The sequence below is a fragment of the Treponema sp. genome, from assembly GCF_051883275.1.
GTDB lineage: Bacteria > Spirochaetota > Spirochaetia > Treponematales > Treponemataceae > Treponema_D.
Map to the genome: position 1 here is coordinate 126,291 of NZ_JBJETK010000046.1, position 14,638 is coordinate 140,928.

Below are 14,638 nucleotides of genomic sequence, written 5' to 3' on the forward strand. Positions count from 1 at the left end.
GTTTTATTTTACTGCGTTTGGAAAATTTTTTCTGCATAATACGCATACATTTTTGCATCTTCATCAAGACCGGCTTTTCTGAAATTTTCCGCGGCGCAGATATAATAATATGCAGAAACAACGGCTCGCTCATAAGAATTTTCTTCCCCGTACAGACCCTTGCAAAGCTCAGCGATGCGCACATAGTCCCAGGCTGCCACAGCGGATTTTCTGAATACAGTTTCCGGAACTGACGATGCGACTCCTGCGCGGTTCAAGAGAACTTCGATTTCCTCTCCGGTTCCCTCTGAAAGTGAGGCCGCCCTGTCAAGATAAACAAACGACTGATTTACAAGCTTCATCGCAGAAAACACGTTGGATTTTCCGCCGCGGATTGCAAGACAGGAACCATAATAAGCATTGGCAAGAGCAGAGCCGCTGTCTTCCTTTACAAGCCGCTCCAGAATTTTTTCAGCTTTTTCATGCAGCCCCTGCTCAAAAACACATACGGCGTATTCAAGTTTCTGTGCGAATGAAGAATCGCTGGCGGGTTCCTCCAGCAACGGAACAATTTTCTGATCCTGAATTTTTCCGAACTGCTCCTTCACTTTGCTTTCAAAATCTGAATCGCACTGCGCGCTGCTTTCCTGCATTTTCACTTCCACAGGGCAAAAAGTCCGCGATGAAAACTGCCGCGCCCGGGAAGCTGAATCAAGAGAACCGTCAAGCAAATCGTATATTTTTTCATTTCTGTCAGCTGGCAAAAAACCGCCCGTGTCCCACTTTGAAAAAGCTCCGGCAGCAACATAATGCCAGGTGGTTTTTGAAGCGTATATTTTTCTTAGCTCCTTGTCGGCAAGAGGAATCCGCACAACTATTTTTTTTCCGCCGTGCTTAAAATAATTTTCTGTTCCGCAGACTGCGCTGTGCTTTTCGTTGTAGACAGTTCCGCTTTCTCCGCTCAGCCAGACTGCGAAATTCCACGGATGAAGGCTGTCGAATTCAATGTTCTCTGCATTGTCAAACAGCGGAACAGTTTCGCCTCCGGGAATACAGTCTACGCAAATGTAAACCATCACATTCCGAAGCTCCTGGCTTCCTGCCTTGAATTCAAAGTCAAGCTGCCAGTATTCAGGGTTCTGCTGCCAGACAGCTTTGTAAACAGGCTCATGCACAGTGTAGCGGACTAAATCAAGCGAGCCGGGAACAAACTGGCTGTAGCGCGGATAGTTCAGAATTCCGCTTCCGGCATCATCCTCAGTTTCATCAAAAAAATCAGCAGCAACAGGTCCGCCGTTAAATTCCGGTGAAGTTTTTAAGCGAAGGGATTTCACAAGGAATTCACTGATAATGTCACTGCTTATAAGCGAAAAAGAAATTCCTGCTGTGCATACAACAGCGCAAAAAGCAGCCTTCAAATAGTAAGTTATCTTCAGCATTTTTTACTCCAGTCAACAATTTTGCGCGGAACATCCAGAACCGCATTCAGCCTTCATTTTTTACAGGCTTCCTAAAATCCTTGAAATAGAATCAACGGCAAAATTTCCGGACATGACAGTTCCAAACGAAAATGCCGCAAATCTGAACAAATTCGCCGGATCAAGAAAACTGCGTATTCCTTTTTCAAATCCGGAGGACGGCTCGGGAATTTTGCATTTTGCGGCAAACCTGAATTGATAGGAAATAGCATGCGCCGGGCAGACTGAAATACATTCGCCGCACTTTGCACACGTAAGCTCCGGGGACGTTTTTTTCTGGCGGATGGTTGCTATGTCAATAGCGCCGAACGGACAGGCATTAGCGCATTTCAGACAACCTATGCATTTTTCAGTGTCAATGCCCATTTTGAAAATGCTCACTCTGTCTGTTAACGAAGCAAATGCACCGAACGGACAAAGGGAACTGCACTGCGTCCTGCGCTTTGTCAAAAAAGGAAGGACAACCGCAAGCCCCAGAAAAAGCCCTATAAAAACAACGCCGGCAATAAGCCCTTCAATAGTTGTCATCGGGCTGAATTCCGTAACAAGCTTGAACGGACAGAACCAGCTGCAATAAACAGCGGACATTGTTCCAATACAGGCCAGAACTATAAAGAACAAAAAGCCGAACTGAAAATCCCTTATTTCCCTGTTCCTGCTGAGCAGATTTACTCTCTTCTTTTTTGCAGCGCGGGAAAAAGCTTCGTCCCAGCCGCCGTAAAAGCAAACCCAGCCGCACCAGCCTCTGCCGATTGTAAGCGTGAACATCAGCCAGATTCCAAGCATGCTGGCAATGGAAGCGTAATGCCCTGAAACTCTCGCCGGAAAAATAATGCTGTTTGTAATAAGAAAGGGAAGAAGAACCTGCGGAATCACAATGTGACAGAATGGAAGCTCGCTGCCTGCCATTGCCTCCGACGTGATTGCCATGCTTCCGCGCTCATCAAAAAGCGAGCCTATAAATGAAATGCAGAACAAAACCGCAAATGTGATTAAAAAAATTCTTCTGAACACCGAGCCGCTTCCTTTTTTTCTTGCCTCGGAAAATGTCATTCCAGAATACAGCGCTAAAAGAAAGATTCCATAAAAAACTGAAACAAGCGAAAAACCGTTGCCGGCCAAAACAAAAAATGTGATAACCAGCGACATCAAAAAACAAAGCACAATAGATACAATCATTTAATTTCCCCTAGAAAAACAAATTCACCGCGCCTTCAAAAAACAAAAAATAAATTCCAAGCAGAAACTGGACAATCCTTGAAATCCGCTTTACAGCAGGAAGAAGTTTCTGCGCGAACGGAATACCAAGCACTGGAATAAAAAACGGAAGCGTGCCTGCATAAAAAAACAGAAGATAAAAAATTCCGCACGCTCTGCTTTCGGCAAAAACTGACCTTGCAATAGCCGTCCACAGCGGAGCGCAGATATGAAGCCCCACAGCCGCGCCTGTAAAAACCGCAGTCAAAAAATCATTGCCTGCAATTTTCAGAGCCGGGCATCTGCATCCGTTTTCTCTCCAGGGAAATTTCACTGCGAGCGAATTCAAAAGCAAGGATGCTCCGCAGAAAATATACGCATACACCGAAAGCCTTCTTGCAAAATACGGATCAAAAAATTCCGCGGAAAGAATTCCAAGCCGGCTCAGAAAAAATCCAAGCGCAAAATACACAGAGAGCCTTGAAAGCAGAAAAATTCCCGTCAGCAGGGCATTGCGCCTGTATGAAATTTTTTGTGTTCCGCACAGAAAGGGAATCAAAGCCGGGCCGCAGTACATTGCGCAGTAAGTTCCTGTAGAAAGCCCAAGAAGAACCGCCTCTAAAAACATTAAAACCTCCGTTGCAGGAACTCTATAAAATAAGCGAAGAAGAAAAAACCGTATTTCAGGCAAGATGCATAAATCTGAATGTAAGCTGCGGAATTCACCGGGTGAAAAATTCCGGCCGCAGTGAAAAGTTGAATTTTTTTTTTCTTGTTAATATAATGAGCTGTATTTTTTATTTTAGAGGCATTTTATGGCTATGGTAATTCTTACATTGAACTGCGGATCATCTTCTGCAAAATACCAGGTTTACGACTGGGACAACAAGGAAGTCCTGGCGAACGGTGTTGTTGAGCGCATTGGAATAGAAGGTTCATGCATCACACACAAGGCAAAAGGAAGCAAGACAGAAATCAAGAGTTCCTGTCCTACCCACAAGGATGCAATAGAGCTTATTTTGAACACAATCACAGACAAGCAGATCGGTGTGATTTCTGACATGTCTGTAATAAAGGCAGTAGGTCACAGAGTGCTGCACGGCGGAGACAAATTCACAAAGTCTGTTCTGATAACTCCGGAAGTGCTTGAAACATTCCGCTCTGTTGTGGATTTAGGCCCGCTGCACATGCCGGCAAACATAATGGGAATTGAAGCTGCTCAAAAAGTAATGTCGGATGTTCCGCACTGCGCTGTAATGGACACAGCATGGCACCAGACTATGCCGGAAGAAACTTTCATGTATGCTGTTCCGCGTGAATGGTACACAAAGTATGCCGCGCGCCGCTACGGATTCCACGGAACATCTTTCCTTTACACTGCAAAAAGAGCCGCTGTGCTTCTTGGCAAAAATCCAAAGGACACAAACATTATTATCTGCCACATCGGAAACGGCTCTTCAATGTGCGCTGTAAAAAACGGCGTGTGCTATGACACAACAATGGGAATCACTCCGCTTGAAGGTCTTATAATGGGAACACGCAGCGGAGATGTCGACCCGGCGCTTCCATTTTACATTATGAGAAAAACGGGAATGTCCGCGGATGAAATGGACAAGTCCCTGAACAAAAAATCAGGCTGTCTTGGAATCACAGAAAAATATTCCGACCGCCGCGATATTGAAATAGCAGCCTCAAAAGGCGACAAACTTTGCCAGCTCTGCATTGAAATGGAAGCGCTGCGCATAAAAAAATATGTCGGCGCATATATGGCGGAACTCGGACACGTGGATGCAATCGTATTTACAGCAGGTGTCGGCGAGCGCGGACCTATCACAAGATTCAAGTCGCTGAGCGGCCTGGAAAACTACGGAATAAAAATTGATGCGCAGAAAAATGAATGGTCATTCACAGGAAATGCGGAAACCTGCATTTCAGCTGATGACAGCGCGACAAAAATTTTCGTTATTCCAACAGATGAAGAGCTTGTCATGACAGAAGATGCCTTTGCGCTCATGCAGGGAACCTACGATGTCCACACAAATTTCACTTACAGCTTCCAGTCGCCTGAATATGTAAACAAGGCGCGCGAAGAAGGACTGAAAGGAGATCTTGAAAAGCGTCCGAATATCGCAAAGATTATTGCGCGGCCTCCAAAACAGTAATGCTTTTCTAAGCCATGGTGTCAGGGCACGCTGATGCTTAAAGCTTAAATAATACGGGCTTCTAAAAAATCAATGATTTTTTAGAAGCCCTTTTTTTTACCATTGAATTAAATTCAAGATGCGTTTTTATTCCACAACGACCTTCATGTATTCTTCGTCCAGAACATAAAGCATAAGCACAGTGCCTTTTTTTACGCTGTATGGAATTGTAAGATGGTTTCCCGGATGACAGAATTCCGCAAGCGAAATGCACTTTCCATTCTGATCCTGGGAATCAAGCCTGACTGGAACCGGGTAGGGGTATTCCGGAAGCTCCGCAGAAAAAATTCCCTGCACTGCCTGCGATTTTTCAGACAGCGGCTGAATTTTTAAAACCGCATTGACCCTTGAAAAATACTCAACTTTTTTTCCGGCGGACTCCACCTCAGAGATGATTCCATCAGCAGGACTTTTTGAATCCTCCTCAAGATCAAAATCAAACACAACTTTCATGTCCTTCAGCCTGGCAAGAAGCTGCCTTATGGAAAGCCCCTTGATGTCAGGAACTTCTGTTTTCGGAATTTCCATTCCGCTGCTCACCACAAACTGAATTCCTGTATTTTCCTCAATCGGCGTTCCCTCGGGCGGATACTGCACAAGGATTGTTCCAACAGCCTGCTCGCTCTTTTGGTAAACAGGCGGAAAAATTTCCACAGAAGAATTCGCGCCGCTGAACAAAAGCTCCATGGCATTTAAAACCTCGTCTATGTTTCTGCCGGAATAGTCTTCCATGTAATCAATCGGAACTCCGCGGCTCACAGTCAGATTCACACTGCGGTATGCCTTCACAATCGCTCCCGGAACAGGATTCTGATCAAGAATAGTTCCCTTGTCGCCGGGAATTTCCGAATACTTCAGCTGAATTCTTGGATAAAGCTCCTTTGCCTGAAGCTCAAGCTGCGCCTCTGCAAGGCTTTTTCCCCTTACATCAGGAACCATAACTTTTTCAGCCCCCTGAACCGCGATAAAAAACACAGCAAGGCAGGATGCGCCCATTATAAAAATGGCAAGAATCATAGTGATTACAACAGTTTTTCCGCCGTCCTTCAAATCATCGAGCCAGCCCTTGAACTGCACCCTGGTCTTTAAAAGGGCATCCTTCAGTTTGTCAATACGCATCATTCACTCCAAGACAGTGCCTATAAAATTCCTGGCACCGTTCATAAAAGATTTATAGTCCATGGCTTTTTTTGTCTGCCACTGAAGCTCTGTAGCAATCAAAACTCCGCTTCCTGTCTGAATAAGAATTCCGCGCTGCTTGTTGTACTCAAGCACTGTTCCCGGAACCGCCGAAGTGTTCTTTACAACAGAAGGATCCTGTGCCGCTATTTTTGTTGCCGCGCGCGCCTTCAGAATTCTCAGCTGCATATCGCCTGAAAAAGCAAAGCATCCCGGCCACGGAGTATAAGCCCGTATCTGGGCGTCAATCTGCTCCGCGCTCTTGTTCCAGTCTATTTTTCCGTCCTCTTTTTTTATTACGGAACAGTACGAAGGCTGTCCTTCCTGCGGAAACGACGGGGGAAGATTTCCGGTGCGTGCAATTTCGCGCAGAATCTGTGTTATGTTCATTCCTCCGTAAAGAGCGCTGTTTTTCAGAACCTGCTCGGCGGTTTCAGTTCCCGTAAGGCGTTCGGTCTGCTGATAAAGAATATCGCCTTCATCCATTCCGAGCGACATTTTTTGAATCGAAAAGCCTGTTTCGTCATCGCCGTTCAGAATAGCCGCATTCACAGGAGTTGCTCCCCGGTATTTGGGAAGCAGCGAGGGATGAAGGTTTATTCCCCCGAATTTAAACAGGGAAAAGAATTTAGGGCCGAGAATATGCCCATAGGCAAAGCAGACAAAAATATCCGGCTCAAGCGCAGCGATTTCCTCACGCTCGGGCTGCTTTATATGCTCAGGAGAAAGCACCTTTATACTGTCATTTCTCGCCCTGTTCCAGATAAGCGCATACTGCTCGACTTCAGTGGGAATAAGCTCCTTGTGCCGCCCCTGCGCGGACGGAGGATTTGTAAGAACCCCGACAATACGGTAGCTTTCCTCCGGCACAGAATCAGACATGGCGCTGTCTTTCAGAATAAGCTCAAGCGCCTTTGCTGCACAGGCAGGGCTTCCGCCAAACAAAACCTTCAGCATTCAGCAACCTTTCTTTGCATTTTTCGCCGCAAGCTTTGCCTCAAGGCTGCGTTTTTTGGCTTCTTTTTCCGCCAGCTTTTTCTGGGCGCGCTCAGCCTTTTTCTTGAACAGCTCCACGGCCTTGTTCTTGAATTCCTCGGTTCCCCTGTCGATGTAAAGAATTCCGTCCAGATGATCGTTTTCATGCTGGATTATTCTTGCAAGCAGACCGTCAACATCAGTCAAAACAAATCTCTTGCCGTTCTCATCAAGCGCGCTGACCGAAATTTTCACAGGGCGGACGATTTTTTCAGACAGCCCCGGAAGAGAAAGACAGCCTTCCTCGTATTCAGAATTTTCCACGGAAGTCTTTATAATTTCAGGATTGATAAACACACGGCGCACGTTGTCATCTGAAATGACCACAAAAAAACGCTTTGAAATTCCAACCTGAGGAGCGGCAAGCCCGACTCCATCCGCGCTTATCATCGTTTCAAACATGGCATCCAGTGTTGAGCGCAGATTACTGTCTATTTCATCCGCCTGCACAGGAGCACACTTCTGTCTTAAAACATCCTCTCCAAGCTTACATATACGCATTGCTTCTGTTCTCCGCTATTCAAGTCTAAGCCTTGCCGCCGCCGCATGCGCAGCAAGACCTTCCGCATCGCCTAGAAAACCTGCCGCTTCCGCTGATTTTCTTGCGCCTGGCTTTGTATTATCCGTACGCAGTGTTGTGACGGTTTTTATAAACGCCCTCACGCTCAGTCCGCCTGTAAATCTCGCGCTTCCAGAAGTTGGAAGAGTGTGGTTCAGACCAGCGGCATAATCTCCGAAAACCTCAGCCGCGCCGTGTCCGATAAACAGCGAGCCGTAATTATGGATTCTTGAAAGAAGTTTCTGCCGCTCAGGACTTTCGCTCATTGCAAGCTCCAGATGCTCCGGAGCCTTTCTGTTGGCGATTTCAGCCGCCTGAGCCAGGGATTCCGTTATTATTATCCGGCCGAAGCCGCTTATACTCTGCGCCGCAGTTTCCTTTGTAGGAAGCATCTCAATCTGCCTCTCTATCTCAAGCGAAACATTATGCGCAAGCTCAAGGCTGTCAGTTGCAAGAACGGCCTGCGCTACAACATCATGCTCCGCCTGGGCAAGAAGATCCGCCGCAATCCACTTTGGATTTGCCGTTTTGTCTGCGATTATAAAGACTTCCGTAGGCCCTGCAATCATATCGATTCCGACTGTGCCATAGACAAGCCGCTTTGCCTCCGCCACGAATTTGTTTCCCGGCCCCACAATTACATCGACCGCAGGAATTGTCTGTGTGCCGAATGCCATAGCAGCCACAGCCTGTGCGCCGCCGCATGCAAAAACAGTCCGGATGCCGCAGATAAAAGCCGCCGCCATTATATTTTCGTCAGCATAGGGGGAACCGCTCCCGTCCGGATTTTTTCTCGGGGGAGTGCAGAGAATGATTTCCTTTACACCAGCAGCTATGGCCGGAGAGCTCGTCATCACAACAGTTGAAACAAGCGGAAATCTTCCTGCCGGCACATAAAGCCCCGCGCGCTCAACCGGAATATTTTTCTGGCCTGTGAAAATTCCAGGCTCAAGCTCCACTTCAAAATCATCAAACGATTCTCTCTGGCGGCTTGCAAAACGCACTGCCAGATCCCTTGAATAGCACAGAGAATCATAAAGCTTCGGATTTTCCGACTGCATTTTTTCAGCAGCCCGCCTCAATGTTTCCTCCGGGATTTTCAGCTCGCTGGGGGAATCCATGTCGAATTTCTTGCTGTATTCATGGAGGGCTTCATCTCCCCTGAGCTTTACGTCTTTTAAAATACCGCGAACCGATTCTATGGACTCTCCGAAATTCCGGCCGCAGAAAAATTCATCCTCAATCTCGCCCGCCTTCTGAATTCGTATCACTTTTATTTCTTCCTCCCGCAAAAAACTGAAAACTAAAGGGAACTAAAAAAACCGCATTTCCCGAAAAACATACGCCTTTATCAGTAAAACAAAATTATATCAGAAAACCGCAGCTTTTACAATTAAGCCACTTTCTGAATTTCCTTTCAGCTGATATTTGTAGCGCCTGCGCACAGAATCAGACAGAACAGTCCTTCTAATTTGACAGCATTTGAAATTCGATATACTATTAAAGAAGCCTAAAAAAAATTCAGTATACTAGATTAAAACTGTATTTTGCCGGAGCATGCAATTTTATGGATAACAATGATTTAGTGCAAGGTTTTAATGACGAAAAAGACGGAAGCCTGGAAATTCTTCTGAGTAAAATAGAAGAATCCCCTTATTCCATATTGGTAACTCTCAGCGGATATATCGACACATATAATTCCGCATACTTCCAGAAGCAAATGGCAAAGCTGATGGAAAAGGAATTCAAGAACATTGTATTCAACTGCCAGAACCTGAACTATATATCATCCACAGGAATCGGCTCACTGACTTCAATCGAAAAAAGCGCAAAGGCAAAAGGCGGCGAAATTGTTTTTGTAGGAGTGCAGCCGAAAGTCCTGGAAGTGTTCCAGCTTTTAGGATTCAGCAATGTATTTAATCTGAAGGATTCCATAGAGGAAGCGGAAGAATATCTGAAAAAGGAAAGGGACGACGGGGAGTCTCCGTTTCCAAAAGTCTTTGAATGTCCCGTATGCGCAAAAAAACTGAAGGCAATAAAAAGCGGCCGCTTCAGATGCTCTGAGTGCAAGGCGATTATCGTTATCAAGCAGGACGGAAAAATTTTCCTTGGATAAGAGCCGCTAGCTTTCATGAATTTAGACAATATCGTTATCGTTTTAGCGCGCCCGGAAGAGCCGCGGAACATCGGAGCCGTATGCCGGGCAATGGCAAACAGCGGAATTCACCAGCTCAGGATTGTAGGAAAAAAAGAAGACATTGACATTGAAAAAGTCCATGTACTTGCAATCCATGCATCTTATATTTTTGACCAGGCCGGATTTTTCAGCTCAATAACAGAAGCCTGTGCGGACTGCGCCTGTATCTGCGGAACCACGCGCCGGAGAGGAAAAAAGCGCAAGGGAAAGCTTCTTCTTCCCGAGGAATTTGCGGAAACAGCATCGAGAATTTCAGGTTCGGAAAGCGCCGGCGGAAAAGTTGCAGTTGTCTTTGGAAACGAGCGCACAGGACTTGACGACAAAGAAATTCTTGAATGTGAAATAGGGGTTGCCATTCCCTCAAGCGAAGAATTCGGATCGCTCAATCTAAGCCACGCAGTCCAGATAATATGCTACACTCTTTTCAGGCACAGCGGAAAGACAAGCACCGGATACACGCCCATACAAAACCAGAGGCTCATGCAGACCGTGAACACAATCGCAGACAATCTCCAGAAAATAGGATTCTTTTCTGTGGCGGGGCGGAGCGACATGGAAATTTTCTGGCGTGACATTCTTGCCCGCGCCGCGCTGAGCGAAGGAGAAGCAAAATATATAGAAAAAGTTTTCAACAAGGCTGCCGGGCTTGCTAGAAAAAAATAATGTCCCTGGCAAAAATTGTATCGCCCTTTGTGCAGACACAGGCACATTCAATGCAGTTTTTCAGCTGGCGGATATTGCCCGGCCATGAAAAATCCACAAGCTTTTCTACAGCGCAGGAAGAAAGCTTCTTTTTGAATTCCGAAGCGGTTTTTTCCGCAATTCCAGCTATCTCGTCTTTCCGTTCACGCAGCGGAGGCACTGTTATAACAAGCACGCTGATTCTATAGAAAAGCTGCCTTTTAAAAAGATTTTTTTCCATAAGCTCGTGTATTCTGCCGTCAGTGGCAAATATAAGGCGTGCATTCAGCGGACGCTTTCGGCTGCTTCCAACCCTACAGAATTCCCTGGAGTCAAGCACGCCTAAAAATTTTCCCTGCCCGTCAAGACTCAGCGCCGCTATCTCGTCAATAAAAAGCGTGCCGTCTTCAGCCTCTTCCAGAATTCCTGTTTTTTCCGCCGCATCAGTAAACGAGCCTTTTGTCGAGCCGAAAAGAGAGCTTTCAATAAGATTTGGATTTATTTCCGCAAGATTGAACGGAGTGAATTTTTTGTTTTTTCTTTTTGAATTATCGTGTATAAAACGGGCGGTGTAGGTTTTTCCAGAGCCGCTTTCGCCAAGAAGCAGAACTGTGGAATCGCTCCTGCATGCCGCCTCAAGAAGGGCAGAGTAGCTCCGGGAGCGCGCCTCTCGCAGTGAATGAGAAGGGCTTTCCACTGATTTTTCGCCGCTGAACTCCATGTCCAGGGGCGGATATTTTTTTGTCCGTCCGGGAAGAGCAGAAACAAATCTTATGCAGTCGCTTTTTTCCCGGCATATAAAAACAGGCCTGTCAAGCGTATTCTTGAAAAATTCCGCCAGAAAAGAAATCTTCAGCGAAGAAAGATTAAAGGCATCCAGCAGAACCGCCGACACAAGAAAAAATTCCGGATGAATGAAATCAAAATTATCTGTCGCAACATTCAGAAAAATAAATCCGTCCTGAAACGCAGACTGGCAAAAAGAAACAAATTCATTCCTGCCTGAAACAAGTAAAATCCTCTCCCTTGACAAAACCCTCTCAGTCCTTTTTAAACAATTTTGTCCAGACAAGGAGAATTATATACCACATAAATGGAAAAATCAAAAAAAACTTCAGCGGATTTCTTAGAAGCTCGCCCCATATTTCATAGCCGCGCTCAAACACCTTTGGATTTACTCGCTTTATTCTCTTGCTGAGAATTCCCACCGCATCCCGGTAGTACATAAAAATTCCAGTGGAAAATCTGTTTCTTCTGGAATAGCTCCAGTAATCCCTTTTCTTTATTCCCTCGCTGACCAAAACCAGTGACGGGGAAGCTTTTGAAATCGCCTGCACGATGTTTTCTTCCTCGGATTTCTGGTAGTAGCCCACGCACCGGCCCACAATCTGAAGCCCCCGGAAAGTTGCCCGCATATTTTTTTCTGCGTCTGTCAGAGCTTTTTTCTTTCCGCCGAACATATAAAACGACTTGTAGCGGCTCTCCAGTATTGAAAGGACTGATATAAAAACATCAAACGGATTATGCCTGAAGGGAACAGTCTTGCAAAGAAATTTTGCCCCGAACAAAATGCTCTTTGAAACAGGAATCACCAGATCGGCATTCCTTATGCTTTCCGCGTACTCGTTTTTTCCCCTGGCTCTTATAAAATCCCAGATTGTTATAAACGAAATTTGAGAAGGCGCGCCTTTTTCCAGAAGCTCCAAAACTTTTTCCTCCAAGTCCTGGCTGGAACAGACATCCACAGGAACACCAAGCAAATCTATGCGTTGAACCGCCATTTTCATTCTCCCAGATTTAAAACAGTCTGCAAAGCCGCAATTCCGTATAAAGAAGCGGTTTCGCACCTAAGTATATTCGTGTCAAAATGCACGGGAACAAAGCCGCCTTCCTTCATGGCATTGATTTCATCCGGGGAAATTCCCCCTTCCGCACCAACGGCAACAGCAATGCTGGCTTTTTTCTTTCCTATAATGTCGGCATTTTTCAGCGCTGAATAAAGGGGCTGTGTGCCAATGCTGCGCTCATACAAAACAACCGCCGCCTTGTTTTCCGCTGACAGGCTGCTCCAGAAGCTGCATGCCTCCTGCACAGAAACCGACGGGAAAATTCTTGTTTCCACAGGGGAGCCGCTCTGCTGTCTTGCCTCGGTTATAATCCGCTCCCACCGTCCGTCCGCTCCATCTGATTTTTTTCTGGCGGAATCAATATTTCCGCGCTGGCAGAATTCGCCTTCCACCGGAACAATGCCAAAAACTCCGCACTCTGCAGCCTGCCTTACAATTAAATCCATTTTGGGCGGCTTAGCTTCAAACTGAAACAGCCACAGTTCCGTTTCAGGCTTTTCAAGAACAGGAGCGGCTTTTGTCTGCGAATCCTGAAATGCACGGACTTCCGCCGCCTGAAGAATTATTTTTTTTCCGCTGGAATCAATGCGCGCCACCGTCATCGGCTGAACCTGTCCGCCTGAAAGCCTTGCATAAACCATGTCGCCGCATTTTACACGCAGAACTGAATTCAGATAATGGTACTTCTTGCCTTCAATGCAGATGCAGCCATCAGCCCCCAGAGGCGAATCCACAATAAGCTGTCTCATTGTTCCTGCTGCTCTTTGAGGGTTTTCGCCGATGACATCAGCTGCGCAAAATTTCCTTTCCTTATAACATCTATCGCCGCATTGAGCTGGGTATCATAGTCGAGATCGTAAAGCCGCGGAGAACGTGTCCTGTCAAGCTCATTGCGCACCATTTTTCTAATCAGCCGCTCCTCAAGCTTGTATTTTTTTCTAAGAATTTTTGCATAGGCGGAAATGTCCGCTTCTGTCATGTTCGGATGCTCGTCAACATAGGCAGCTATCGCACCCGACTCCTCCAGTGCATGCCAGTCGTTCTGCTCTTCCTCTGTGAATTCAGGATAAAGCACTTCTAAATCCGGCTTGATTCCAATCTTGTCTATATTTACATCGCTCGGGGAATAATATTTTGCCACGGTGATTTTAAAACCATCGTTGTTGACAAGCGGGCGCGGAACCTGAACACTTCCCTTTCCGAATGACTTTTCCCCCACAACGTAGGCAATCTTGGAATCCTTGAGCGCACCGGTCAGAATTTCACTTGCGCTTGCGCTCGCCCTGTTTATCAAAACAACGATAGGAATTCCTCGCACAGCCGTTTTTTTCTTCATTGCATAGTAAACAGCATTTTCCTGGGGCAGACGGCTCTTTGTGGAAACAATTATTCCGTCGTCAATAAATTTATCCGCTATATTCACTGCGCTGTCCAGAAGTCCGCCGCCGTTGTTCCTCAAGTCAATGATAAGCCCCTTGAACGAAGATTCCTTGAATGAATCCAGGGCTTCCTGAACCTTTGCCGCTGTGTTCACAGAAAATTCAGTGAGGCGTATATAGCCTATTTTTTCGTTCTGGATAAAACCGTATTTCACCGAAGGGCTTTGAATCACGGCGCGCACAAGGGTCTTTTCAAATTCAATGGTTTTTCTTCTGCGGATTTTCACTGTAACACTTTCGCCCACAGTTCCGCGAAGCATGCTCAGAACTTCGTCCATTGTGATTGTGGATGTGTCCACACCGTCAATCGCTATAATCAAATCTCCGGACTGGATTCCGGCTTTTGCGCCCGGTGTATTTTCTATAGGCTCAGCCACTTCAACGTACGCAGGCTTTTCCTCAGTAGAAACAGGCGGCTTTGTTATGGAAAGCCCAACTCCTCCGAAGTTTCCGACTGTAATATCAGTCAGGCTTCTCCATTCGGACTGGGGCATATAAAATGAATAGGGGTCGTCAAGAGCGCCTATCATGCCCTTTAAAGCTCCCTCGTAAAGAACCTCAGGATCGACATCGTCAACATAATTCTGCTGAATAAAATAGTAAAGCTGATTTATAACCTTCAGAAACTCACGCTGCCTGGACGCATCAACATCAGAAGACAGTGACTTGGATTCAGAAAAACACTGCGATGCAAAAACAGAAAACAAAAAAAGCGCCGGGAAAACCCTCGCCAGCCTTAGAAATTTTTTTATTACATTCATTGTTCTATTTTAAGACCTTTTAAAACACTGTTCAAGGGCAATCTCAACAGAACTTCAGGCAGGGAATAGACTTTCAGCAAAAACT

General features: G+C 46.1%; 14 protein-coding genes. 3 read left to right on the forward strand and 11 right to left on the reverse strand.

Annotated elements, in window-relative coordinates; all coding sequences use genetic code 11:
• Nucleotides 1–8 precede the first annotated feature (8 nt).
• From ACI4L0_RS07335 to ACI4L0_RS07345, 3 genes are read right to left on the reverse strand one after another with little or no spacing between them, the layout of a single operon-like run.
• Nucleotides 9–1,418, reverse strand: a complete 1,410-nt coding sequence (locus ACI4L0_RS07335) for a glucodextranase DOMON-like domain-containing protein (RefSeq protein ID WP_439799513.1) — start codon at nucleotides 1,416–1,418, stop codon at nucleotides 9–11.
• Between the two features lie 60 nt (nucleotides 1,419–1,478).
• Nucleotides 1,479–2,636 carry a 4Fe-4S binding protein gene (locus ACI4L0_RS07340; RefSeq protein ID WP_439799514.1) on the reverse strand — a complete coding sequence of 386 codons (1,158 nt, stop codon included), beginning with the start codon at nucleotides 2,634–2,636 and terminating at the stop codon, nucleotides 1,479–1,481.
• Between the two features lie 10 nt (nucleotides 2,637–2,646).
• Nucleotides 2,647–3,282: an urease accessory protein UreH domain-containing protein gene (locus tag ACI4L0_RS07345; protein WP_439799515.1), complete on the reverse strand. Its 636-nt coding sequence runs from the start codon at nucleotides 3,280–3,282 to the stop codon at nucleotides 2,647–2,649.
• A gap of 193 nt (nucleotides 3,283–3,475) precedes the next feature.
• On the opposite strand from ACI4L0_RS07345, the gene ACI4L0_RS07350 reads away from it, so the two are divergent.
• Nucleotides 3,476–4,816, forward strand: a complete 1,341-nt coding sequence (locus ACI4L0_RS07350) for an acetate kinase (protein WP_439799675.1) — start codon at nucleotides 3,476–3,478, stop codon at nucleotides 4,814–4,816.
• 126 nt (nucleotides 4,817–4,942) lie between these two features.
• On the opposite strand, the gene ACI4L0_RS07355 is transcribed toward ACI4L0_RS07350, so the two are convergent.
• The 4 genes from ACI4L0_RS07355 to hisD are packed head-to-tail and all read right to left on the reverse strand — an operon-like array spanning nucleotide 4,943 to nucleotide 8,899.
• Nucleotides 4,943–5,974, reverse strand: a complete 1,032-nt coding sequence (locus ACI4L0_RS07355; RefSeq protein WP_439799516.1) for a PASTA domain-containing protein — start codon at nucleotides 5,972–5,974, stop codon at nucleotides 4,943–4,945.
• A gap of 3 nt (nucleotides 5,975–5,977) precedes the next feature.
• Nucleotides 5,978–6,991, reverse strand: a complete 1,014-nt coding sequence (gene fmt, locus ACI4L0_RS07360) for a methionyl-tRNA formyltransferase (RefSeq protein ID WP_439799517.1) — start codon at nucleotides 6,989–6,991, stop codon at nucleotides 5,978–5,980.
• Nucleotides 6,992–7,570: a peptide deformylase gene (def, locus tag ACI4L0_RS07365; RefSeq protein WP_439799518.1), complete on the reverse strand. Its 579-nt coding sequence runs from the start codon at nucleotides 7,568–7,570 to the stop codon at nucleotides 6,992–6,994.
• Nucleotides 7,571–7,585: 15 nt separating this feature from the next.
• Nucleotides 7,586–8,899 carry a histidinol dehydrogenase gene (hisD, locus tag ACI4L0_RS07370; protein WP_439799519.1) on the reverse strand — a complete coding sequence of 438 codons (1,314 nt, stop codon included), beginning with the start codon at nucleotides 8,897–8,899 and terminating at the stop codon, nucleotides 7,586–7,588.
• Between the two features lie 296 nt (nucleotides 8,900–9,195).
• Between hisD and ACI4L0_RS07375 the strand changes: the two genes are divergently transcribed.
• The gene (locus ACI4L0_RS07375) at nucleotides 9,196–9,744 is read left to right on the forward strand and encodes an anti-sigma factor antagonist (protein WP_439799520.1); all 549 of its coding nucleotides are present in this window, start codon (nucleotides 9,196–9,198) and stop codon (nucleotides 9,742–9,744) included.
• A gap of 15 nt (nucleotides 9,745–9,759) precedes the next feature.
• Nucleotides 9,760–10,488, forward strand: coding sequence for an RNA methyltransferase (locus tag ACI4L0_RS07380; RefSeq protein WP_439799521.1), 729 nt, complete (start codon nucleotides 9,760–9,762; stop codon nucleotides 10,486–10,488).
• Here the strand turns inward: ACI4L0_RS07380 and ACI4L0_RS07385 are convergent.
• Genes ACI4L0_RS07385 through ACI4L0_RS07400 form a run of 4 tightly spaced genes read right to left on the reverse strand, consistent with a single transcriptional unit; the run spans nucleotide 10,475 to nucleotide 14,553 of the window.
• Complete coding sequence (locus ACI4L0_RS07385) at nucleotides 10,475–11,539, reverse strand: sigma-54-dependent transcriptional regulator (protein WP_439799522.1); 1,065 nt, start codon at nucleotides 11,537–11,539, stop codon at nucleotides 10,475–10,477. The genes ACI4L0_RS07380 and ACI4L0_RS07385 overlap by 14 nt on opposite strands.
• A gap of 7 nt (nucleotides 11,540–11,546) precedes the next feature.
• Nucleotides 11,547–12,287, reverse strand: a complete 741-nt coding sequence (locus ACI4L0_RS07390) for a WecB/TagA/CpsF family glycosyltransferase (protein ID WP_439799523.1) — start codon at nucleotides 12,285–12,287, stop codon at nucleotides 11,547–11,549.
• Nucleotides 12,288–12,289: 2 nt separating this feature from the next.
• On the reverse strand, nucleotides 12,290–13,102 hold the full coding sequence (locus tag ACI4L0_RS07395; RefSeq protein ID WP_439799524.1) for an RsmE family RNA methyltransferase: 813 nt from the start codon (nucleotides 13,100–13,102) through the stop codon (nucleotides 12,290–12,292).
• The gene (locus tag ACI4L0_RS07400; protein WP_439799525.1) at nucleotides 13,099–14,553 is read right to left on the reverse strand and encodes a S41 family peptidase; all 1,455 of its coding nucleotides are present in this window, start codon (nucleotides 14,551–14,553) and stop codon (nucleotides 13,099–13,101) included. Before ACI4L0_RS07400 ends, ACI4L0_RS07395 begins: the two co-directional genes overlap by 4 nt.
• Nucleotides 14,554–14,638: the final 85 nt, after the last annotated feature.